This window comes from Dietzia cercidiphylli, assembly GCF_039531545.1.
In the GTDB taxonomy this organism is placed as follows: Bacteria; Actinomycetota; Actinomycetes; order Mycobacteriales; family Mycobacteriaceae; genus Dietzia; species Dietzia natronolimnaea.
This window is the reverse complement of the sequence record NZ_BAAAQG010000015.1, coordinates 167756-190710: the sequence shown is the minus strand read 5'-3', so window position 1 is coordinate 190710 and position 22955 is coordinate 167756. Positions and strand designations below refer to the sequence as shown.

The following is a 22955-nucleotide window of genomic DNA, read 5'->3' as shown; positions in this document are numbered from 1 at the left end:
CCGGGCGGGTCGAGGCATCAGAAGGGCGGGGGGTCGTGGTCGTCACCGACCAGCCCGTCGTCCCGAGCCGCGGCCGCGTTCTCGCGTCGCTGCGCGGCGATCCGGCACGCCCGCCTGTACCAGTGGGTGCTGAGGGGCCGGGAGCGGAGCCAGGGGCGGTCGGGGGAGCCGGGTCCGGGAGGCGCCTCGGACCCGTTGCACGTGCGGTCCCGCCACTTAGCCAGGGGGCCGTCGGGGAGGGTGGTGATGGTGTGACCACTCTCCGTGACGACGGTCAGCGTTCCGTCCCGCAGGAGTCGGTAATACCAGGTGTGGAAGGTCTTGAACCTGTGGTGCCGCCGGCAGAGGCACATGAGATTGGCCTCGACGGTCTGGCCGCCCCGGTCCGGTTCGGAATGGTCGAACGGCACGACATGATCCACGTCGCAGTCCTCGGCGGAGACCGAACATCCGGGGTGACGGCAGGTGCCGTCGCGTAGCCGGATCCGGCGGGCGAGCTCGGCGCTGATCCGGTAGCGGCGCGCACCGCCGACCGAGTCCGCGGACCCGGCCTCGGGGTCGGGCAGGAAGATGTGGGCGCCGACACTGCGGGCGAGCAGGGCGATGAGGGCGTCGATCGACGCGGGGCCGCCTCGCGGGAGGTACACCTCGGGCTCCTCGCCGGGCCCGCGAGGGGCCAGGATGGTGATGATCGGTCTGATCTGCGGCCCGGGCGCGAGTCCGGCCGGACCGCTGCCCGCGTGCCGGCCACCGGCTCCGGCTCCGTCGCCGTCTCCGTCGCCCTGATCGCCGGTACCGAGGATCGCATCGACGAGGGCATCCGCCCGGTGCTGCTGGCGGGTACGGGGATGCGGGTCGTACGCCGGCCCGGTGCCGGTGCGGACGGCCTCGATCCGGGCCCGCTTCTCGCGATCGAACCGCTCCCCGGCGGTGTGCCCGAGCGCCTCGTGGATCGCGGACGCCTCGGTCGAGGTGAGGTGCGCACGGAGCTCGGCCATGCCGTCCACCCCGCGCCGGACGCTGACCCGACGCTCACACGCCGCGGCAGCACGCCGGGCCAGGACCCCTTCCGGGTCGAAGTCCGCGATGATGCTGTCGGTCTTGGCCAGGATCGCGTTGCGGCCGGGTCGCTCGCCGGCGTCGACGGAGTCCAGCAGCCAGTCCACGACCAGTCGGTGCACAGCGTCCAGGACGGAGGGATCGACTGTCCGCATCTGCCGGACGAGCATCCCCGCCGTGCGCTCGTCCAGCAGGCCGGACCCCATCGCCTCGACGATCCTCGGGAAGCTGATGACGAGATCCCGGGCCAGCGTGAGCATCGCTGACGCGCGGTGGTGATGAACACCGTAGGTGGCGACCAGTTCCGCACAGGCGACGTCGAACGGGTCGAGCACCGCGTGGTCGCGCGGGCGCTCTGGCCCGTCGGGGTCGTAGTACCCGGCCTCGACGTCTCGGGCGAACTGCTGCTCCTCGCACAGTGCCAGGAGATCGTGGCAGGCCTGCAGACGGGCGGCAGCGGCGCGGTTCTCCGTGCGGAGGGCGTCGAGGGCGGCCAGGCCGGCCGCCGCGATCCCCGAACCGTGTTCTGCCGACATCCGGCTCCCCCTTCTGCGATAGCGAGGCGATCGCTCGTGTGTTCGATAGGGAAACACTAGCAACGGGGTACGACATGGTGGTTCGACCACGACCGATGCGAATGACGCGCCGGGGCGCCGGGCGCCGGGCGCCGGGGCGGCGGGGCGGCGGCGCGGCGGGACGTGCGGTGTCATCGATGGCGTCTGGGATGGGGATGAGGATGACGTGGAGGGAGCGGAGAGAGCCGCTCCGGACCGCTCAGCCGCCCAACAGGGCCCGGTAGTGCTCGGCGAGGCCGGGGTAGTAGTCGGGTTCGAAGCTCAGCGCCTCCGGATCCCGTCCCGCCTCGGCCTCGACCAACCGGTCCAGGTAGTACTCCCACCCGGGACCGATCGAGGAGGCGGACTCGGCGTCCGCGATGTCCTGTTCCAGGGAGATGACGGCCTCGTCGTCGTCGCCCTCGATCCTCACGGTGAGGAGCCACCCGCCCGGACCGGTCCGCACGACCAGGAGGCCCGGCGCCTCGCAGGTCACCACCTCGACACCGTCGACGGGATCGCCGTCCTCGGCGGTCATGGTCAGTTGGACGGTGCCGGACGCCGGGTCGCCCGACCACGGGCCGATCCACCTGGCGGTGCGGGCCGGATCGGTGACGGCGGCCCACGCCTGCTCGCGGGACATGGGCAGGCGGCGGGGGAACACGACGGCCCCCGAGTCGTCGAGGTATCCGGAGGCCGTGGGCGTGGTGGACATGGCGTCTCCTCGCGATCAGAGGGGCGCCGAGAGTGGTGTCAGCGCAGCGCAGGCATCAGCGTATCGCGCATCGGCGCGATGAAACGGCCGAAGTTGTCCCAGTTGTGCAGGCCTGTGGGCAGGTAGTCGACCCGGGCGGGGATGCCCAATTCGTCGAGGCGCCGGTCCATGGTGACGGTGCACGCGTGGGTGGCGATCTCCAGACCGGTGCCCTGGGAGAACCGGAGCAGGTCACGGCCGTTGCGGTCCCATTCGGTGGCGTCGGGCATACCGGTCGCGGTGGCGAGGTACAGGGTCTTGCCGCGGAGCTTCTCGGCGTGGAGCAGCCCGTCGTTCTCCGCGTAGGCCGGGTCGGTCCGCGGACCCCACAGGTTCGCGATGTTCCCGCCGCGGGTCTCGGTGACGATCTTGGCCAGGACGAATCCGAGATCGTCGCGCGCGGTGTAGCAGCCGGCGATCGCGCCGACGGCGGTGAACAGGTCTGGGCGACGCTCGGCCAGGGTGACCGCGCTGGCGGCCCCCATCGACAACCCGGCGACACCCCGCTTGCCAGTGAAGGGCAGTTCGCCCGACTCGAGCAGCGGGGGCAGCTCCTCGGTGAGGAAGGTCTGCCAGGCGTTGCGGCTCAGGACCGGGTCGTCGTTCTGCCAGTCCGCGTGCAGGGAGCCGTCGGCGCGCGCCGGCATGACCAGGGTGACGTGCTCGCCGGCGAAGGCGTCCTGGACGCCCCCCGGCAGGAGCCACCCGCTGGGCGACGGCGAGTCGACGCCGTCGAGGAGGTAGAGCATCGGGGCAGGGGCGTCGGACGCCGACCGCCAGATCTCCACCGGCAGCACCCGGTTCATGGACTCGGACGCGATCCACCACCGCTCGAAGCGGGTGTCGCCGCCGGCCACGCGTGGGTCGCCGATCTCCTTGTGGCGGACCTCGGAGACGGTGACCGGCTCCGCCTCCATCCCGATGGGCGGGGTGGCCAGTGTGTTCTGTGAACCGGTGCCGAGTGGCGGGAGCGTCCCCAGGCCCGCCAACGACTGCGTCCCGGTGGACCCGGTCGAGCCGATGGTCGCCGAGCCGGCGCCGGCGCTGGACGGGTCGACGCTGCCCCCGAGCTCATTGATCGAACCGATATTGCCCGACGAGCCCGACGAGCCCGACGAGCTCGGCAGCGACTGCGCGGAGACCGGCACCGCCACGCCGCCGATCAACCCGAGGGCCAGGACGGGCGCCAGTGTCGGGGCGAGCAGCCGGGCGAGCCCCGGGGCGGACCGGCGGGTCGAGAGAGAACGGGGGACGGCGGACGAGCGGCGGTCGGACACGGGGCTCCTAGGTCGAGCGGAACGGGGATTCGACCGTCGAACAGGCTCGAGACGGTGACCTGACGACAATAGTGCGCCGCCCCCGCCGCGCGCGACCCTCTACTCCCTCGTGTCGCGGGGGAGCGTCGGCCCGGAGAGGTCGGAGGGGCCCGGCTCCGGGGTCCCGGCGTCCTGCGGGGTGGGGCTCGTCCCCGTCTGCTCGGTGGGCGTCGCGGCGTCCGCGGAACCGTCGGCTCCGGCGCCCTCGGTCAGCTGCCGGTCGGTGGCGCCACCCGCCCCGGCGCCCTCGACGGCGGTGCCGCCACCGCTCAGCCCCATGGACGCCCGGATCTGCTCGAGCTTGCTCCTGCCCTCCGACTCGCGGGTGAACGCGGCGGCGTCGAGCTGCGCGCTGGACGGGGACCCCGTGGCCTCCGCGAGCTCCTGCTTGCCGAGCGCCGTGGTGTAGCGGCCCTCGATCTTGGCGCGGATCTCGTCGAACGTGGGCGAGTTGCCGCCGCCGACCCCCTCCAGCGAGGACATGGAATCGACGGTCCGGTGCTGCATCTCCGCCTGGGTGGCCTGGAGCAGGAGCTGGTCCTCCTGGGCGAGAGTCTCGCGCAGTCGCTGGTCGGACTCCCTGACCGCCTGCTTGGCCTGCTCGGCGGCCTGCACCGCCTGGCCGTGTAGCTGCTTGGTGTTCTCGAGGTCCTGCTCCAGGGTGACCATCCGGCCGGCCAGCTGCTCGGCCTGCGCGTCGAACTGGGCGGCGCGGGCGGTGTCCCCCTCGGCACGCGCCGACTCGGCCACCTGGAGGGTCTGCCGGATCTGGCCCTGCACCTCGTCGAGCTGCCGGGACTTGGTGCCCATGGCGATCTCGAGCTGCTTGGCGTTGCCGATCACGGCGGCTGCCTGGTCCGTCACCGACTTGTGCTGCTGGCGGGCGTTGTCCATGGCCTGGCGGACGAGGATCTTGGGGTCCGCGTTGTCGTCGACCTTCTTGTCGAGCGAGGCCTTGAGGTAGTTCCAGCTCTTGGAGAACGGGTTCGGCATGGCGGGGTCCTTACTCTGTCGGCACCGGCGGGCCCCGGACCGGCAGATCGGTCCGGGGCGTGTTCCTACCTCTTGACGGTACCGAGCAGTGCGGCCACGGGCAGCGCGGTCCGCGGCAGGTAGGGCTGGCGCCACAACCCTCCCGAGGCCGCCCCGTGGGACTCGTGCTCCCACTGCACCCCGACGTCCGGCCGTCCCACGTTGAGGTCGTGGACCAACAGCGCGGCGAGCAGAGCCGACGAGGTGGCGGGTTCGAAGATCTCGATGCCGAACGCGTGCGCCCCCTTGTAGGTGGCGGCGAGGATCTTGTTCTTGGTGACCGAGCGGGTGTCGGTGGCGGGGGCGACGTTGACGGAGACGGTGTGGCCGTCCGCGAACGCGGTGGTGGCGCGCCAGCGCTGGACCCGCTTGGCGAGCGTGTAGTTGGGACCCTGCTGGGGGACCAGCGCATCGTGTACGGCCGGACCGTGCCCCTTCTCGTAGTTGCGGTGGAAGACCTTCTGTCCGGTCAGAGCGCCGACGATCTTCTTGACGTCGGTGGCCTTGCGCGCCGCGAGTGCCGCGTCCGAAGCCCGGCGGACGTCGGCGGGGACCACGAACGTGTCCATGGGGGTGGCGAGGTAGGCCAGGGCGTCGGCGGTTCCGTCCTTCAACAGGTCGACGACGAGGGCGTCGGCCGCAGACGAGAGCTGGACGTGGGTTCCGCCATCCGCGTAGAAGTAGCTGCCCACCGTGAGCGGGGCCGGGGCCGCTGACCGGGCCCAGGCGGCAAGCTCGGGGAGCTGGGTGAGCAGGTCGATGCCCGGCCGGCCGTCCGCGTCCGTGGGGAAGTGGAGCCTGCCCGCGAATCCTGCTGCCTGCTCGCGGAACCGGTCCCACACCGGGCTCGAGGGCAGGTCGACGCCCAGGACGTCGGCGCCCCAGCGCAACAACCGGGCGGCGGGCCCCATCTCGGAACCAAGGCCGAGCACGAGCATCGCGCGGCCCGGCAGTGAGAGCCACTCAGGGTTGTCCTGCACCAACCTGAGAGCGTCCGCGCAGCTCGGCTCGATCACCCCCGCGTCGACCCACGTGTCCAGCCGGGCGCGCAGCATCGCACCGGACAGTTCCTCGCCGCGGTAGGGGATGGACAGTTCCGTGGCGGGGGCCGCCGTGCCGTGGACCGTCTCGGTCCCCGGGGTGGATCGGGAGGGGACGACGGCGAGGTAGTCCGTCATCGGGGTCTCGACCATCTGGCCGTCGACCTCGTGGACGCCGACCATCCTGGACTGCAGCGAGTCGAGAGCCGCGCGGGCCACCCCGTCCCACGCGGCGGCATCGGCGACGCCCGCACTGACCAGTTCGGTGAAGGGCTGGATGTATCCCTTGCGCCAGTCCTTGATCTTGTGGACCCGGTCTCCCGCTGCCGGGTCCACGGTGGCGAGTGCGTCGGCGACGACCTGCTTGGCCAGCCGCCCGGACGAGCGGTTCCCGGCGGAATCGGTGGGGAACTGAACCCCGCTGCTGTTCGGTGTCATGGCGCTCCTGGATCGGGGACAGATTTATCCGAGGTTAGCCTCACATTCGGCCACGTGGGACCCTGTCGGGTGCCTTGCCGACGGCGAGTCCGCAGAATTCTGGTGAGAAGTGATCAATGTCACTAATAGAGGCCCCGCCGAACAATCTATAATCAAAAGCTCACTTATTAAGGTTCACATAAGTCGAGGTAGTCGCAGGGGCGGCGCCCTTCAGCAGCAATCATCGTCCGGACCACGGAGTCTGGGTGTAATCGCGCGGCTGGGTATTACCTGTGCCTAAACGAGACTTCTTGTAACAAGTCCAGAAAATTGCTCGATAGGGTGATGACACGATCCGACGGTGAGCGCCCCAGGGTGGCACGCCGGACCGGGCGACTAGGGGGTAACCCGGGTCGCTGGGTCGTCACCAACAACAGGAAGGCAATTCCTATGAAGAACTCCAAGCGGATGATGGCCGTCATCGCCGCCTCCGGACTCGCGCTCGGCACGATGCCGGGCGTCGCCAACGCTCAGAGTGTCGAGCTCGGCCTCGGCCTCGGTGCGGCCCTCGGCTCCGGCGAGCTCGCCCTCGACCTCGGTGCGGCTCTCGGTTCCACCATGCCGGAACCTCTGCCGACCCCGGGAACGGGTTCTGCTGCTCTGCAGGGTCTGTCGTCGGATCTGCCGGGTAGCTCGGATGATCCGGAGGCTCCGGGTTCGCTCGAGAACCTGACGGGTCTGTCGTCGGATCTGCCGGGTAGCTCGGATGATCCGGAGGCTCCGGGTTCGCTCGAGAACCTGACGGGTCTGTCGTCGGATCTGCCGGGTAGCTCGGATGATCCGGAGGCTCCGGGCTCGGTTGAGGTCGCGATGGGTTCGCTCGCGACCCTGTCGTCGGATCTGCCGGGTAGCTCGGATGATCCGGAGGCTCCGGGTTCGCTTGAGAACCTGACGGGTCTGTCGTCGGATTTGCCGGGTAGCTCGGATGATCCGGAGGCTCCGGGTTCGGTTGAGGTTCTGACGGGTTCGTTGACGGGTCTGTCGTCGGATCTGCCGGGTAGCTCGGATGATCCGGAGGCTCCGGGTTCGGTTGAGGTTCTGACGGGTTCGTTGACGGGTCTGTCGTCGGATCTGCCGGGTAGCTCGGATGATCCGGAGGCTCCGGGTTCGCTCGAGAACCTGTTCGGTTCGCTGACCGGATTGTCCTCGGAGTTCCCGGGTTCGAGTGACCTCGGTTCCACCTTCGAGGGTTCAGAGGTAATCATCACCGGTTCCGCCAACGGCGGCTCCTCCGACCCCGCGACTCTGCTCGCAGTCGGTTCGCTCGCCGCTGCCGGCATCGGCATCGGCCTCGCCGTCTCCGGTGGCGTCAACCTCCCGCCGCTCCCGCAGATCAACGTGGGGCTCGTCTGCAACCTCCCGCCGGAGGCCATCGAGTTCCTCAAGGACAACGGCTCCATGGAGCGGGATGAGTGCGAGCCCGTCGAGGAGCAGAACTGAGGTTCGTCCTCATCGACGCTGACTGAGTCAGCGATCGGATAGTTCTCCGGCGATCCCCGTCGACCACACGGTCGGCGGGGATCGCTGCATTTCCCGGGGTCTGGATACGCTCTGGGTCATGTCCGTCCCCGACTTCGTCCTCGAGCTCCGCCGTCACGTGGGCACCGCGCCCCTCTGGTTGGCGGGTGCCACCGCCGTCATCCGCGACCCCCACGGCGCGCGCGTCCTGCTGGTCCGCCGGGCCGACAACGGCTGGTGGACCCCGGTCACCGGCATCGTCGACCCGGGGGAGCATCCCGCCGAGGCCGCGGTCCGCGAGGCACGGGAGGAAGCCGCCGTGCGCATCCGGGTGGACCGCGTCGCCTCCATCGGCGTCTCGCGGATGGTCACCTATGACAACGGTGACCGCGCGCAGTACCTCGACCACACCTTCGCCTGTACCTACCTCGACGGCGACCCGCACCCCGCCGACGGCGAGAACACCGACGTCCGCTGGTTCGCGGTCGATGACCTGCCCGAGATGCGCCCCCACATGCTCGCGAGGCTGGAGGCGGGACTGGCGGACGAGGAGCGCACCCGGATCGAGCTGACCACCGAGTCCGCCGAGAGTGGGACCGGCCACTGCGGATAGGCCCCCGCTCGGCGCAGCACTAGAATCGGGGCATGCCCGCCGACCGCTTCCGAGCCGAGGTGCCCCCCGTGGTGACCGCGGTCGTCGGCGTCGTCGTCGCGGTGGTCAGCGCGGTGTTCGGCATCGCCGCCCACGGCCTGGCCGCCGGAACGGTCGCGGTGGCCCCGAGCCCCGGTCAGATCCTGCTGATCGCGGCGGCGAGCGCGGGCGTGGGGGCGGCCACCGCTGCCATCGCCCGGCAGCGGTCCCCGATCCCGGTGGCGGGGGCCGGCCTGATCGCGGGCCAGGGAGTCGTCCACCTCCTGCTGGCACCCGGGCACACGCACTCGGCCACCCCGGGCTCCTCCCACGCCGCGTTCGGCCACCACGTGACCGATCCCGCCCTCGTCCGCGCCGCCATGGACGGCGCCGGGTCCGAGGTGGTCGCCTCCCCGGCGACGCTGCTGACCCCCGGGATGCTCGGTGCACACCTTGCCGCCATCGCCGTGACCCTCGGCCTGGTGGCGGTCCTGTCCGTGACCCTGGCCTGGGTGGCGGCGCGGGTGATGCCGCTTCTGGCGACGGCCCACCTCGTCGTCGTCGCCCCGCTCGTCTCCTCCTACGACGCCGGCGCCCCGCGCGGCCGGTTCCTCCTGGCCCGCGGAGGCACCCGCGCGCCGCCCGTGGCTGTGTGATCCCACCTCCTGCACCGCCCGCGCCACGCGCCGGCGGGCGACCTCACACACCACACCAAGGACTGACACACCCATGCGTTCCCACACCCGTGCCTCCCACACCCGTGCCTCCCACACCCGTGCCTTCAACAAACGTGCCGCCTTCGCCGCGGCCACCGCACTGACCCTCGCCCTGTCCACGGCGGCCTGCGCCTCCGACGACTCGCCCGGGACCACCGGCGCCACCGACCAGACGACCAGCGCCGAGGCCGCGGGAGTCGTGATCCTCGACGACGGCTGGGCCAAGGCCACCGGCACCGACATGGCCGGGGTCTTCGGCACCATCCGTAACCCCGGCGAGGACGACCTCCACCTGACCGGCGTCTCCGGCGACCTCGGCGGCCGCACCGAGCTGCACGAGACCGTCCCCGGCGGCAGCGGCATGATGATGCAGGAGAAGGAGGACGGCTTCCTCGTCCCCGCCGGCGGCGAGCTGATCCTGGAGCCCGGCGGCAACCACATCATGCTCATGGACCTGGACCAGCCCATCACCACCGGCCAGCAGATCACCCTGACCCTGGAGTTCTCCGGCGGCGTCCGGGGCGGGGGCACCGAGCAGGACGTCACCGTCTCCGCCCGCGACTTCCGTGGCGGCGAGGAGGAGTACGTCGGTGGCGACCACGGGGGAATGGACCACGGAGCCATGGACCACGGCGCCATGAATCACGATGGCTGACCGGGCCTCGCGCGGTCTGTCGCGACGGTCGGTGCTCACCCGGGGTGCCGGAGCCGTGGTGGGGGGCGCCGTGATCGGCAGTGGACTGGTCGGCGGCGCGGTGGGGGGTGCCGCCGGGTACGCGGGGCGGGGGCTCCTCGACGACGACGAGGCCGTCCCCGACTGGGAGACCGTCGCCGACTCGCGAGTCGTGGGGGCCGCGACCGAGCCCTTCCACGGCCCACACCAGGCCGGCATCACCACGCCGCCGCAGGCGCACGCCGCCTTCCTCGGGTTCGACCTCGCGGCGGGGGCCACCCGCGCCGAGGTCCAGGGTGTCCTGCGGGCGTGGTCCCAGGACGCCGCCCGGCTCACCTCCGGCCGCGGCGGCCTGGCCGACCTCGAACCCGAACTCGCCCGGGACCCGGCGCGGCTGACGGTCACCATCGGGTTGGGTCCGGGGCTGTTCGACGCGGTGCGCATGCCGGAGAAGCGGCCGTCGTGGTTGCGGCAGTTGCCGGCGTTCCCGCAGATCGACCAGCTCGAGGACCGGTGGTCGGGAGGCGATCTGCTGCTCCAGATCTGCGCCGACGACCCGCTCGTCGTCTCGCACGCCGCCCGGATCCTCGCGTCCGGTGTGCGAGGCGTGGCCGAGCAGAAGTGGGCGCAGCGGGGGTTCCGCAAGGCCGTGGGCACCGACCCGACCGGTCGCACGCAGCGGAACCTGTTCGGTCAGATCGACGGAACCGTGAACCCCGGGCCCGACGACGTGGACTTCGACCGGGTCCTGTTCTCCGACGGCAGGTCCGCCGACGGGCAGACCCAGCGGTGGATGCGGGGCGGGTCCTCGCTGGTGCTGCGCCGCATCCGCATGACCATGGACACGTGGGAGGAGATCGACCGCACCTCCCGCGAGCTGAGCATGGGCCGGCGGATCGAGTCCGGTGCGCCGCTGACCGGGGTCCACGAGCACGATCCGGCCGACTTCGAGGCCGTCGACGAGGTCGGTCTGCCGGTGATCCCGCCGGAGTCGCACATGGCCCGGGCCCGGCAGCGCGATCGCGGTGAGGCCATGCTCCGGCGGCCGTACACCTACGACGACCCGCCGGAGCCGGGCCGGATCAGCAACAGCGGCCTGATCTTCACCGCCTACCAGGCCGATCCGGTGCGCACCTACATCCCGGTCCAGCGGCGGCTCGCCGAGCAGGACGCGCTCAACACGTGGACCGTCCCGATCGGGTCGGCGGTGTTCGCGCTCCCGCCGGGTGCGCCGGAGGGTGGGTACGTCGGACAGGGGTTGTTCGAGGGATGAGCTGACACGCAGCCGCCCCCGGCGATGAGCCCCCGCGCGAGCATCGGCTCACGCTGGTGTTCGTCGCCGGGGGCGGCGGTAGTCGGGAGCGGTGGGGTCGGCGGGGTCAGATCGCCGCGGCGATGGCGTCGGCCATGGCCTGCTGGCCGAGGGCGGTGGGGTGGAACGCGGCCGCGTTGGTCGGTGCGCCCCCGAGGAAGTCGGTCCAGCGCTGGTCGGCCGGGGCGCAGGCGCTGCGGTCGACCTCGTCGGTCGGCAGGACCGAGATGTGGCCGTTGCGCTGGGCGGCGTCGTCGACGGCGTCGTTGATCGACTCCGCCACCTCACGGGCCCACTGGAGGTTGTCCTCGGTGAGAGCATCGGTGAACGCGCAACCGTCCTCGTCCGACTCGGGCATCAACGGCATGTACTGCGTGGCGACGACGGTCGCGCCCGGTGCGGCCTCGCCGATAGCCGCATAGACCTCGTCGATCTCCCCGCCGTCGCCGAAGACCTCGGCCATGTCCGAGGCGACGGTCCCGCCGAGCTCGGTGCGGCAGTCGCGTGGCGCGCGGGGATCGGTGGGGAGAGCACCCTGCGTGATGCAGCCGACGATCGTGCCGAAGCCGACGTCGTTGCCGCCGATCGACAGCGTGACCAGGTCGGTGGTCGAGTTCAGGGCGTCGAACTGCGGCGGGACGCCCGTGGACTGCGAACCGTTGAGGTCGGGGATCTGGGCCCCACCGCACGTGGCGTCGGTGAGGTCGCCGACCGCCGGGTTGGGGTCGAGGAGATTCGGGTAGTTCGCGAGACTCCGACCGCATGCCGCGGGCCCGCCCGCCGACTCGCGGCTGTCGCCTAGCGCCGCATACGAATCGCCCAGGGCCACGTAGTCCGCGTAGGCGGGCTGGGCCAGGGAACCGAGCGAGCCGCTCGCGGGGAGGGGCGTCCCGGCCGTGGATCCGAGGGCGCCGACGGCGATCGTGCCGTCCGTCTGCGTGGTCGACTGTGCGGCCGCGACGGGCGCGGCAGCGAGCGCGAGGGAGGCCGCCAGCGCGAGGGTCGTGGTGAGGGTGCGTGCGCCGGCGGAGCGGCGGGGTAGGGGAGTGAACATGACCGCAGTCTGCTATCCCGGGTGCCCCACCGTTGGTAGTTGTGGCAACTAAGCAAATTCTATTCCTGTGGGCCGGCGTCGGCGCTACCCCGACAGCGCGGACAGCACCCGACCGGCCACGTGGGCGTGCCCGGCGGACGTGGGATGAACGGGCACCGAGGAGGTCTGCAGGCCGGTGAAGTCGACCCACCGGGTCTCCGGGGGCGTGCACATCGAGTGTCCGGGCTCGTCGGGGATCACGACGGTCGCCCCGTTGCGCTGAGCCGCGTCGCGGACCACCCGGTTGATGCTCTCCTGGAATCCGCGGACCTTGTCCCGTTCGGCCTCGGGGATCGCGATGAACGGTGCGCAGTCGGGCGAGGCGAGCAGGGTGCGGTCGTCCGGGATCGCGGAGAGGTATCCGACGGTCACCACGCGGGCGTCGGGGGAGCGCCGGGCGATCTCGGCGTACACCGAGTCCATACGCCCGTCGAGCTCCTCGAGAGCCCGCGCGGCCTGGCGGTCGATCACGTCGGAGCACCCGGTGGTGGCATCGAAGCCCTCGGCGAGTCGCGAGGTCACCGAGTCCACCATCGGCAGGAACTCCGGGGCGGTGTTGGGCCGGACGGCGCAGGCCACGATCACCGCGGCGAACCCCACGTCATTGCCGCCGATGGTCATGGTGACGAGGTCGGTCCGCGCATCCAGGGCATCGAGCTGGGGCGGCGCCCCGTTGCGCGCCGGCTCGAGGAAGTCGTCGGCGGTGGCTCCCCCGCAGCTGGCGTTGATGAACGTCCCCACACCGAGCTCGCGGGCCACGACCGTGGGATAGGCGTCGTCGGTCCGCACACACGCGACGGGCCCGGCGCCCCAGGATCCCGGTGCCACCCGGCCGACGGCGGCGTACGAATCGCCCAGCGCCACGTAGCGCGCCGGACCGGTTCCGGTGCCGGCGTAGACGGACGGGCCGAGACCCTCGCCACTGATCTGACCTGCGATGTTCTGCCCCAGCGTCTGCGTGGAGCCGCCCGCCTGCTCGATCGTGGAGCCGGTCGACGGGGGAGCGGCGGGGATCGCCGGGGTCGATCCGGCCACGACAGGGGCGACGAGGGAGCTCAACAGGACTGTTGCGGCGGCCGCCACGGCGCCGGTGGTCGCCGGGCCCGCGCCGCGACGGAGACGTGAGGTGTGCATGAGATCACTCTCTCATGAACGCTCGTCCATCAGGCAGGTCCGCGGCCCCGGTTCTGGTGAACCGGGGCCGCGGGACGCACCGGACCTGAGGCCGAGGAGCCGTCAGTCGACGGGCGGTGCGGCGGGCAGGCGCACGACCTGGCCGGCGTAGGACAGTCCCGCGCCGAAGCCGATGCACAGGGCGACCTGACCCGGCTGGGCCTCGCCGTCGCGCAGCATGGCCTCCATGGCCAGCGGGATCGAGGCCGCCGAGGTGTTGCCGGTCTGCTCGATGTCGTTGGCGATAGCCACCGAGTCGGGGAGTCCGAGGTGCTTGGCCATGGCCGAGTTGATGCGCCCGTTGGCCTGGTGGGGGATGAACGCCTGGATCTGCTCGGCGGTCACGCCCGCGGTCTCCAGCGTCTGCGCGCACACCTTGGACACCTGCACGGCGGCCCAGCGGAACACCTTGGAGCCGTCCATGACCAGGTAGGGCTGGAGCACGGCCTCCTCGCGCGCGGCGGCCGCGGAGGCATCGACCTCGTCCACGTACTGCTTGAAGTCCTTGGTCTGGCGGATGGCGTCGCCCTTCTCGCCGTCGGACCCCCACACCACCGGGCTGACGTCGTTGGTCTCCGACGGGCCCACCACCACGGCGCCCGCGCCGTCGCCGAAGATGAAGGCGGTGTTGCGGTCGGAGAAGTCGATGCCGTCAGTCATCTTCTCCACGCCCACCACCACGACGTACCGGGCGCCGCCGCCGCGGATCATGGTGGTGGCCACGGCCAGGCCGTAGCCGAACCCCGCGCAGCCGGCGGTCAGGTCGAACGCGGCGATGCCGTTGCGGCCGAGATCGGTGGCCACCTGCGGAGCCGCGTGCGGCACCTGCGTCCAGTTGGTGGAGGTGCACACGATCACCGCGTCGATGAGCTCCGGATCGATGCCGGCGGAGGCCACGGCCTTCTTGGCGGCCTCGCTCGACATGGAGACGATCGTCTCGTCCGGCTCCGCCACGCGGCGGTTGAGGATCCCAGAGCGCTCGTAGATCCACTCGGAGCTCGAGTCAATCGTCTCGCAGATCTCCTCGTTGCTCACCACGCGACGTGGACGGTAGGCGCCGATGCCCAGGAGGGTCGTGCCGGGCGCGCCCTCGCTGGTCGCGATGGTCACGGTGTCGTTGGAATCCGCCATTGCAGATGGTGCTCCTCGTCGGTGTGCTGTTCGTGCGGTTCGTGGTCGGCGCACGGCTGGTGCTCCCCGACACAGTACTGCTGTCTCGGTGGACATCGTCGCACCAGACGTCGATGTTTCGTCGACGATCGGGCGCCACCCTCGGGTCAGTCCGTGACCAGGCCCTCGAGCCATCCGCGCCAGCGCTCGGAGTCCCAGGTGGGCTCCACGCCGTCGACCGCGGCGGCACCGAGCGGTGCGCCCGACCCGCCCGGGACGTCCACGTACTCGTACGCGCGGACGGCGACGGCGGCGCTGCTCGTCGCGTCCTCGGGCGTGTCCCCGGCGGGGAAGACGTAGAGCTCGATCACACCGTCGACGGGCGCGGAGAGGACGATCAACGCGGAGGCCTCCGACTCCGTCGCGACGATGCCCCCGACCTCACCGGACCGGGCGACCTCTGCGGACCGGGTGGCTTCTCCGTTCCCGTGCGCACCGCCGACCCCGGCCGCGGGGGCCACGAGTCGTCCGAGCACCCGCGACCACAGGTCGGGCACCGAAGACCGCACGGGGTCGGTGGCCGCGTGGACGGTCACCACCCCGTCGGCGGGTCGGTGGGTGAGCCGGTGCGCGAGCACGGTGAGGGACTGGGCCCAGCCGCTCACGCTGCCGTCGACCGACTCCTCCGCGAGTTGCCCGCCGGAGGCGAACCCGGACCGCAGGGTCAGCACCGTGCCGCCCTCGCCGTCGTCGGCGACCTCACAGGAGGTCGTCCACGGGGGCACCGGGATCCCCTCCCCCATCCAGTCACGTTCCTCGAAGGTGAACTCCCCCGGCGCGGTGCCGGCGGGGGGCGAGAAGACCGTGATCTCGCCGACGGTGGCGGTGAGCATCGCCTCGGCGGCGGCCTCCGGACCGGTCGTGGGATCCGGGGCGCCGGGGTCGGCGAACTGCACGATCCGGCCTCCCACCTGCGGCTCCAGAGCGCACGGCACGAACCACGAGGAGATTCCCTCGCCGGTCGAGACCGCGTCCCACACCACGCCCGGCGCCACCGGGAGCGGCACGCTGCACACCACGTGGCGGCCGTCGTCCGTGGCCTCGATCCCTGCCGTCACCCCGTACATGTCGTGCTCCCGCCCGCCCGTCCGACCGTTACCGTCGTCAACGCTACCGGCGTGGGTGCACGACGTAGTCTGACGGTCGTGATCGCGACGAGGGAGGTGGTGGACCCGGGCGGACGCGGGACCGCTCTGCGGGGCCCGGTGGTCGCCACCGCCCTGCTCTTCGCCGCGAACGGGGCGATCTTCGGCGCCATCGTCCCCCGTCTCCCGGACCTCAAGGACGCCCTCGACCTGGGTCCGGCCGCGTTCGGCCTCGCGATGGCGTGTTACCCCGCGGGCGCACTCGTGGGAGGGCTCGTCGCCCCGGTCCTCATGCGCAGACGCTCGGACGGGGCGGTGGCGGTGGCCACGATGGTCGTGGCCTCGCTCGTCGCCGCGGTCCTCGGGCTGTCCCCGGCCGTGGGGGTGTTCGCCGGGCTGCTCCTGCTGTTCGGCGTGTGCGACGCCGTCACCGACGTGGCCATGAACGCCCACGGCATCCGCGTGCAACTCCTGCACGGTCGGTCCCTGATCAATCGATTCCACGCCGTCTGGTCTCTCGGGGCGGTGCTCGGCGCCGCGGGGGGTTCGGTCGCCGCCGGGGCCGGGGTGACGGTGGTGGGTCAGATGAGCGCGGCCGGCGTCGTCTGCGCGGTCGCCGTGCTGGCCGCGTACCCCCTGCGGCTGGGCGCTGCGGGGGCAGAGGACCGGTTTGGCCGGGACCTGGATCGCGCCCCGGGGCCGGCGACGCCACCCGGTTCCCCCGCCTCGCACCGCCGGATCCCGGGGGGCCGGACAATGCTCCTGCTGGTGGCGTTCGGCCTGCTCGCCTCGTGCGCGGCGGTCGTGGAGGACTTCGCGCAGACCTGGTCGGCGCTCTATCTCCGCGAGGTCGCGGCGGCCGGTGCCGGGCTGGCGGGCCTCGGCTTCATCGCGGTCCAGGGTGCACAACTGATCGGCCGCCTCACCGGCGACCGGCTGGTCGACGGAGTCGGCGCCGCGCACGTCGGCCGCATGGGTGGGGCGTGTGTGGTGGCGGGGTCGGGTGCGGCGATGACCGCGTCGTTCGTCCTGGACGGCCCCGCACTCCTGGTGGTGCTACTCGCCGGCTTCGCGCTGGCCGGGTGGGGCATCGCCACCGTCATCCCGGGCGCGATGGTGGGTGCCGACTCCGTCCCCGGCCTGACCCCGGGCACGGGGCTGGCGGTGCTCAACTGGGTCATGCGCCTGGGGTTCCTGGCCTCCCCGCCACTGGTCGGCCTGATCGCCGAACACGCCGGGATGCGGTGGACCGTCCTGCCGGTGCTCGCGGGCGGCGTGTTGATGACCCTGCTGGCCGGTCGGCTGCTCGGTCGGTCCGACCAGCGGCAAGCGGCGCGCGCATGAACGGGACACGAGGGGACCGGCCGTTCGTCAAGAGGGGCTCCCGTCACGGCCCCGACTTCTACCGCCACGAGGCCGCCGGACTGGCCTGGCTCGCCGCGGCGCCCGGCGGGCCCCGGGTGGTGGAGGTCCTGGGGGTCGACGACGACGAGATCGCCCTCGAACCCCTTCCCGCCGGTCGCGCCACGGCGCAGGCGGCCCGGCGGTTCGGGCGGTCGCTGGCGGTGATGCACGATGCCGGGGCCGCCGACTGGGGCGCACCCGCCGACGGCTGGGCGGGCCGGTGCTTCATCGGCGACCGTCCCCAGGAATGCCGGCCCACCCGGTCGTGGGGCGAGTTCTACGCCGAGCAGAGGGTGCGCCCGTTCGTGGCGATCGCCGTGGACATGGGGATGCTCGGCGGAGCCGACCTCGCCGTCGTCGAGCGCGCCTGCGACCGGATCGCGGCCGGGGAGGTGGACCACCCCCACGACCACCCCGCCCGCCTCCACGGCGACCTGTGGACGGGGAACGTGCTGTGGGCGCCGGCGCGCGCAGCGGCCGGGGCCGACGCCGTCGAGGCCGTGCTCATCGACCCCGCCGCGCACGGCGGGCACCGTGAGACCGACCTGGCCATGCTCGCGCTGTTCGGGGCGCCGTACCTGAACGAGATCCTGCGCGGCTATCAGGAGCGCCACCCGCTGCGCGAGGGGTGGCAGCAGCGGGTGCCGCTCCATCAGCTGCACCCGCTGGCCACCCACTCGGCCGGCCACGGCGCCGGCTACGCGGTCGCGTTGGTCGACGCCGCCCGTCAGGTCCTGCTGCTCTGACCCCGGGTCACTGTGCCGGGCTCACGCGGAAGACCTCGTCCCGGTTGTTCGCGTTGGAGGTGGTGACAAGCAGTGAGCCGTCCGGCTCGGGCGTCAGCGAACGCAGGCGGCCGAAGCCACCCTCGAGGAGCACGGAGGCGTCGACGATCGACCGGCCATCGGAGGAGAGGCGGAACAGGACCAGCTTCTGTTCCCTGAGGTTGGCCATGGCGAGGCTGCCTTTTCACTCGCCCCACGCCTCGCCCTGCTGGAACTCGATGTCCGCCGGGGCCAGAGGCGGGCGACCCGAGGACCATACGGCCTCCACCGCGTCCGGGAACCGCTCGGTGTCGGTCATCGGGACGTTCTGGTTGTACTGACCGTTCACGTTCGGGTTCCAGCCGTAGTTGGCGCCGGGCTCGAGGAGGTTCACCTCGTCGTCGCGGTCCGGTCCGTGCTCGGCGGAGTAGACACGGCCGGTGCCGGGCTGGACAGCCAGTCCCTGGACGTTGCGGTGGCCGATCGTGTGGATCACCGAGTCGCCCGAAGCGGCAGTCCCGTCGGGGTTGACGTGCAAGGTCTTTCCGGCGAGTGAGGTGGGATCCTGCGGGTCGGTGGCGCTGTAGATGTCGCCGGTGCCGATGTAGATCGACCCGTCGTCGTCGACCAGCAGACGGCAGCCGCTGTGGATGCCCTCGGCGCCCAGCGGGATACCGGTGACGACGTCGCGGACCCTGGTGAGCGCGGACCAGTCCTCGGCCGCCCGGAACGTGGTGACCCGGTTGTCGCGGGTCCCCCCGGCGTTCTGGGAGTAGCACACGTGGATCTCGCGATTCTGCGCGAATCCGGCATCGACGGCCATGCCTATCAGGCCGCTCTCCGACTGGCGTACCAGGCCGGGCAGGTCGATCGCGACATCCCGCCGTTCGCCGCCGGCGAGCTGCGCGACCATACGGCCGCCGCGCTCGCCGGTCAGGAGGGTGCCGTCCGGGGTGCGGACCACGTCCCACGGGATGTTGAGCTGGTCGATGACGGTCGTCGTGGTGACGGCGGGGCCCTCGACCACCCGTACGCCCTCGCCTGCACCGACGCCCACCTCCGGCGGGAAGAGCAGGTCCGGCGGAATGGAACCGGTGTCCACCGAGCCGCCGCCGAGGGAACCGAACTGGGCATGTGCCACGGCAGGGAACGCGAGGGCGACGGCGGCCGCCACGGCCACCCCGGCCACTACGATCTGCGGCTCCTCTGCGATGTGCGGACGACTTGCGGTGTGACACAGACCATATGCACAAACTCTCAGGTGCGGTACCGCACCGACCACAAAACCCCGGTCACCTGCCCTGGTGGGAGCGGGTGACCGGGGTCGGGGGGCGATGCGCGACCGGAGGGGTTAAAGCTCCTCGATGGTGGCCGTGGCGTGCACTGTGCCGAGCTTGCGCGGGTTGCGCACCCGCAGCGACCAGGCCGGATCGCCGGTGCCGGTGCCGGTGCCGGCGCCCGCGTCGGGCCGGGCGCCCGCAACAGCCCCGCGCCGGGCGTAGATCGCGAGCTTCGCGGGCAGCACGACGGGTTTGCCGAACTCCACCGAGTAGCGCGCCCGCTCGGGGATGGCGCCCTCGACCACACCGAGCATGGTGGCGGCCGTCCACATCCCGTGCGCGATGACGTTGGGGAACCCGAACGCCTTGGCGCCCACCTTGGAGACGTGGATGGGGTTGCGGTCCCCGGACACCGACGCGTACTCGGAGATCAGCGACTCGGACACCGACCTGACCACGGTGGGGTCACCGATCTCCGCGGCCGTGGGCGGCTCGGGCCTCGGCGGGCGCGGTGCGTCCTTGGGAGGGGTCAGTGACGTCCGGCGCTTGGAGAGCAGGCCCGACCGCTGGACCCAGGACGGCTGGTCGTCGTCGCCGGTACGGATCTCCGTGACGATGTCGAGCAGCAACCCGGCGGGGTGCTCCCGCAGGTTCTCGGCCCGCGCGCGGATCGAGAGCTCGTCGCCCACCCGCAAGGGGCGGTGGGACTCGATCTCGTTGGTCAGGTGCACCGAGCCCATGGCCGGGACCGGGTAGGCCGGGTCCAACATGAGCTGCATGCTCAGGGGGAAGGCCAGCGTGAACGGGTAGGTCAGCGGCAGGGCGTCACCGAACCGCAGGTCGCAGACGCGGGCGTAGGCGGCCAGATTGGCCACGTCCACGCGCACGCCGGCCACCTCGACGCCCTTGTCGGGCATCGACGTGCCGTCGCGCTTGCCGCCCACCACGGGGACAGAGCCGACGGCCGCCTTGCCGTACTGGGCCAGGAGGTTGGGGATGGCGGGCAGGCGGGTGTACTCCACGGTGTTCTCCGACCTGGTGTTCTCCGACGACGAGCGATCCACCTCGATCACGCGCCCAGGAGGGACTGGCCACACACGCGGATCACGTTGTCGGTGACCGCGGAGGAGGCGGGGCTGGCGAAGTAGGCGATCGTCTCGGCCACGTCGACGGGCAGACCGCCCTGCTGCATGGAGTTCATGCGGCGTCCGGCCTCGCGGGTGGCGAACGGGATGGCCGCGGTCATCTGGGTCTCGATGAAGCCGGGGGCCACGGCGTTGACGGTGATCTTCTTGGACGCCAGCTCGGCGGAGGCGCCGTCGACGAACCCGATCACGCCGGCCTTGGAGGCGGCGTAGTTGGTCTGGCCGCGGTTGCCGGCGATCCCGGCCATCGAGGAGACGCCCACGACGCGGCCGCCCTCGGTGAGGACGCCCTTCTCCGCGAGCTCGGCGGTGATCCGCTCCGGCGCGACGAGGTTGACGGCCATGACCGAGTCCCAGCGCGCCGAGTCCATGCCGGCCAGGGTCTTGTCGCGGGTGATGCCCGCGTTGTGCACGAGGATGTCGATGACGCCCTCGTGGCGCTCCTGCACGTGCTTGGCCAACACCTCGGCGGCGTCGGCGGCGGTCACGTCGAGCGGCAGCGAGGTGCCGCCCACCTTGTTGGCGGTCGCGGAGAGGGACTCGCCGGCGGCGGGGACGTCACAGCAGATCACGTGCGCCCCGTCGCGGGAGAGCACGGCGGCGATCTCCGCACCGATGCCCCGGGCCGCGCCCGTGACCACGGCGACCTTGCCCTCGAGGGGGCGGTCCCAGGACCCGGGGGCGGTCGCGGCGCCGGCACCCACGCGGAACACCTGGGCGTCGACGTAGGCGGACTTGCCGGAGAGGATGAAGCGCAGGGTGGACTCGAGGCCCGACGCGCCGGTGTCGGCGTCGGCGGAGACGTAGACCAGCTGGACGGTGGTGCCCCGCTTCATCTCCTTGCCGAGCGAGCGGGTGAAGCCCTCGAGCGCGCGCTGGGCGATGCGCTCCTCCACCGACCCGGTCTCCTCCGGGGTGGTGCCCAGGACCACGACGCGGCCGCTGGCGGCGACGCGGCGGACGACGGGGTTGAAGAAGTCGAACAGGGCCTTGAGGTCCTCGGTGCGGCGGATGCCGGTGGCGTCGAAGACCAGGCCGGCGAACTTGCCCTCGGCGTCCGCGCCGGCCAGCTCGTAGTCCGACTCGAGGATCGCGCGGACGGGCTCGACCAGGCGGCCCTCGCCGCCGACCAGGACCGGGCCGTGGAGAGCGGGCTGCCCGGCCTCGTGCCGGCGGAGCTGCTCGGGCTGCGGGAGGCCGACCTTGCCGGCGATGAACGACCCGGGGGCCGAGGTCACGAACTGCGAATAGAGGTCGAGGTTGCCCTGTGCCATGGCGATCATCTCCTGGAGAGGTGCGGTCTTACGGGTCGACAAGTAACTTACTGCTGAGTAACAATACTAGTCGGGCCGCGCTACGGGCCACCGGACACCGAGAACAAACGGGAGTGACACACGTGACCACAAGCCCCCGCAAGGTCGCCATCGTCGGCGGCAACCGAATCCCCTTCGCGCGATCGAACGGCAAGTACGCGGACGCCTCCAACCAGGACATGCTGACGGCCGCCATCGACGGTCTCGCCAGCCGCTACAACCTGCAGGGCAAGCGCATGGGCATGGTCGCCGCCGGCGCCGTCCTCAAGCATGCCCGCGATTTCAACCTCACTCGCGAATCCGTCGTCGGCTCCGTCCTCGACTCCTCGAGCCCGGCCTACGACGTGCAGCAGGCGTGCGGCACCGGCCTGGCCACGGCCATCCAGGTCGCCGACGCCATCGCGGTCGGCCGCATCGACGCCGGGATCGCGGGCGGCACCGACACCACCTCCGACGCCCCGCTGGCCGTCAACGACGACCTGCGCAAGATCCTCATCAAGGTCACCTCGGCCAAGAGCACGGTCGACCGGCTCAGGCTCCTCGGCGACATCCGTCCGCAGTCGCTGGTCCCCGAGCAGCCGCAGAACGCGGAGCCCCGCACCGGACTGTCCATGGGTGAGCACGCCGCCATCACCGCCCGCGAGCTCGGCGTGACCCGCGAGGCCCAGGACGCGCTCGCCGCGGCCAGCCACCACAACCTCGCCGCCTCCTACGAGTCCGGCTTCCAGGACGACCTGGTCACCCCGTTCCTCGGCGTGCCGCGGGACGACAACATGCGTCCCGACTCGTCCGAGGAGAAGCTCGGCAAGCTCAAGCCGGTCTTCGGCAAGCGCGACGCCGAGGCCCACGGCACCGAGGCCACCATGACGGCCGGGAACTCCACCCCGCTCACCGACGGCGCCTCCGCGGTCCTGCTGGCGAGCGAGGCCTGGGCGGAGGAGAACAAGCTCCCCGTCCGCGCCTACCTGGTGGACTCCGAGACCGCGGCGGTGGACTTCATCCACGGCCACGACGGCCGCACCCCGGACGGGCTCCTCATGGCGCCCACCTACGCGGTCCCGCGGCTTCTGGAGCGCAACGGCCTGACACTGCAGGACTTCGACTACTACGAGATCCACGAGGCGTTCGCCTCGCAGGTCCTGGCCACGCTCGCGGCCTGGGAGTCCGAGGAGTACTGCACCGAGCGACTCGGTCTGGACTCCGCGCTCGGATCGATCGACCGCAGCAAGCTCAACGTCCACGGTTCCTCGCTGGCGGCCGGGCACCCGTTCGCCGCCACCGGGGCCCGCATCCTGGCCGCGACCGCCAAGCTGCTGGAGGAGAAGGGCTCGGGCCGCGCGCTCATCTCCATCTGCGCCGCCGGTGGTCAGGGCGTCACGGCCATCGTCGAACGGTGAGCCCGACGCGCTGACCCCGCCGGCGTCCCCGCCGGGTGGTCGTTTCATGAGTGCAGCCCCCGCGTACGGCGCGGGGGCTGCACTCATCGGTACCGGTCCGTCATAGTGG

General features: G+C 71.8%; 19 protein-coding genes and 1 pseudogene. 8 read left to right on the top strand and 12 right to left on the bottom strand.

Annotation, left to right across the window (positions count from 1 at the left end; all coding sequences use genetic code 11):
• Positions 1–17: 17 nt before the first annotated feature.
• The 5 genes from ABD250_RS14895 to ABD250_RS14875 form a co-directional block, all read right to left on the bottom strand.
• Positions 18–1595, bottom strand: a complete 1578-nt coding sequence (locus ABD250_RS14895; RefSeq protein ID WP_344393040.1) for an HNH endonuclease — start codon at positions 1593–1595, stop codon at positions 18–20.
• Positions 1596–1833: 238 nt separating this feature from the next.
• On the bottom strand, positions 1834–2328 hold the full coding sequence (locus ABD250_RS14890) for an SRPBCC domain-containing protein (RefSeq protein ID WP_182658494.1): 495 nt from the start codon (positions 2326–2328) through the stop codon (positions 1834–1836).
• 38 nt (positions 2329–2366) lie between these two features.
• On the bottom strand, positions 2367–3644 hold the full coding sequence (locus tag ABD250_RS14885) for an alpha/beta hydrolase (RefSeq protein WP_344393038.1): 1278 nt from the start codon (positions 3642–3644) through the stop codon (positions 2367–2369).
• A gap of 99 nt (positions 3645–3743) precedes the next feature.
• Positions 3744–4676 carry a PspA/IM30 family protein gene (locus ABD250_RS14880; RefSeq protein ID WP_344393035.1) on the bottom strand — a complete coding sequence of 311 codons (933 nt, stop codon included), beginning with the start codon at positions 4674–4676 and terminating at the stop codon, positions 3744–3746.
• A 65-nt stretch (positions 4677–4741) separates the two neighbouring features.
• On the bottom strand, positions 4742–6193 hold the full coding sequence (locus ABD250_RS14875; RefSeq protein WP_182659527.1) for a hypothetical protein: 1452 nt from the start codon (positions 6191–6193) through the stop codon (positions 4742–4744).
• A 429-nt stretch (positions 6194–6622) separates the two neighbouring features.
• Between ABD250_RS14875 and ABD250_RS14870 the strand changes: the two genes are divergently transcribed.
• The 5 genes from ABD250_RS14870 to ABD250_RS14850 all read left to right on the top strand — a co-directional run bounded on the left by ABD250_RS14870 (position 6623) and on the right by ABD250_RS14850 (position 10983).
• Positions 6623–7672 (top strand): hypothetical protein, encoded by a 1050-nt coding sequence (locus tag ABD250_RS14870; RefSeq protein WP_344393032.1) that lies wholly within the window; start codon positions 6623–6625, stop codon positions 7670–7672.
• A 118-nt stretch (positions 7673–7790) separates the two neighbouring features.
• Positions 7791–8303 carry an NUDIX hydrolase gene (locus ABD250_RS14865; protein WP_182658221.1) on the top strand — a complete coding sequence of 171 codons (513 nt, stop codon included), beginning with the start codon at positions 7791–7793 and terminating at the stop codon, positions 8301–8303.
• 32 nt (positions 8304–8335) lie between these two features.
• Positions 8336–8977: a hypothetical protein gene (locus ABD250_RS14860; protein ID WP_344393029.1), complete on the top strand. Its 642-nt coding sequence runs from the start codon at positions 8336–8338 to the stop codon at positions 8975–8977.
• 73 nt (positions 8978–9050) lie between these two features.
• Positions 9051–9692: a copper chaperone PCu(A)C gene (locus ABD250_RS14855; RefSeq protein ID WP_344393027.1), complete on the top strand. Its 642-nt coding sequence runs from the start codon at positions 9051–9053 to the stop codon at positions 9690–9692.
• Positions 9685–10983 (top strand): Dyp-type peroxidase, encoded by a 1299-nt coding sequence (locus tag ABD250_RS14850; protein ID WP_344393024.1) that lies wholly within the window; start codon positions 9685–9687, stop codon positions 10981–10983. Before ABD250_RS14855 ends, ABD250_RS14850 begins: the two co-directional genes overlap by 8 nt.
• Before the next feature lie 106 nt (positions 10984–11089).
• On the opposite strand, the gene ABD250_RS14845 is transcribed toward ABD250_RS14850, so the two are convergent.
• From ABD250_RS14845 to ABD250_RS14830, 4 genes are all read right to left on the bottom strand, one after another.
• A complete protein-coding gene (locus ABD250_RS14845) occupies positions 11090–12076 on the bottom strand; it encodes an SGNH/GDSL hydrolase family protein (protein ID WP_182658250.1) in 987 nt (328 codons plus the stop codon).
• 84 nt (positions 12077–12160) lie between these two features.
• A complete protein-coding gene (locus ABD250_RS14840; RefSeq protein WP_182658249.1) occupies positions 12161–13249 on the bottom strand; it encodes an SGNH/GDSL hydrolase family protein in 1089 nt (362 codons plus the stop codon).
• A 102-nt stretch (positions 13250–13351) separates the two neighbouring features.
• Positions 13352–14419, bottom strand: a complete 1068-nt coding sequence (locus ABD250_RS14835) for a beta-ketoacyl-ACP synthase III (protein WP_182611095.1) — start codon at positions 14417–14419, stop codon at positions 13352–13354.
• 146 nt (positions 14420–14565) lie between these two features.
• Positions 14566–15525: an SRPBCC family protein gene (locus ABD250_RS14830; RefSeq protein ID WP_182658248.1), complete on the bottom strand. Its 960-nt coding sequence runs from the start codon at positions 15523–15525 to the stop codon at positions 14566–14568.
• Between the two features lie 78 nt (positions 15526–15603).
• Between ABD250_RS14830 and ABD250_RS14825 the strand changes: the two genes are divergently transcribed.
• Positions 15604–16887 carry an MFS transporter gene (locus ABD250_RS14825; RefSeq protein WP_344393019.1) on the top strand — a complete coding sequence of 428 codons (1284 nt, stop codon included), beginning with the start codon at positions 15604–15606 and terminating at the stop codon, positions 16885–16887.
• Positions 16884–17693 carry a fructosamine kinase family protein gene (locus ABD250_RS14820; RefSeq protein ID WP_344393017.1) on the top strand — a complete coding sequence of 270 codons (810 nt, stop codon included), beginning with the start codon at positions 16884–16886 and terminating at the stop codon, positions 17691–17693. Before ABD250_RS14825 ends, ABD250_RS14820 begins: the two co-directional genes overlap by 4 nt.
• A 7-nt stretch (positions 17694–17700) precedes the next feature.
• On the opposite strand, the pseudogene ABD250_RS14815 reads toward ABD250_RS14820, so the two are convergent.
• From ABD250_RS14815 to ABD250_RS14805, 3 genes and pseudogenes are all read right to left on the bottom strand, one after another.
• Positions 17701–18738: pseudogene (locus ABD250_RS14815) on the bottom strand (PQQ-dependent sugar dehydrogenase).
• A 324-nt stretch (positions 18739–19062) separates the two neighbouring features.
• Positions 19063–20013 (bottom strand): MaoC family dehydratase, encoded by a 951-nt coding sequence (locus ABD250_RS14810; protein WP_425551923.1) that lies wholly within the window; start codon positions 20011–20013, stop codon positions 19063–19065.
• 47 nt (positions 20014–20060) lie between these two features.
• A complete protein-coding gene (locus ABD250_RS14805) occupies positions 20061–21410 on the bottom strand; it encodes a 3-oxoacyl-ACP reductase (RefSeq protein WP_187701339.1) in 1350 nt (449 codons plus the stop codon).
• 122 nt (positions 21411–21532) lie between these two features.
• On the opposite strand from ABD250_RS14805, the gene ABD250_RS14800 reads away from it, so the two are divergent.
• Positions 21533–22846 (top strand): acetyl-CoA C-acetyltransferase, encoded by a 1314-nt coding sequence (locus ABD250_RS14800; protein WP_344393011.1) that lies wholly within the window; start codon positions 21533–21535, stop codon positions 22844–22846.
• Positions 22847–22955: the final 109 nt, after the last annotated feature.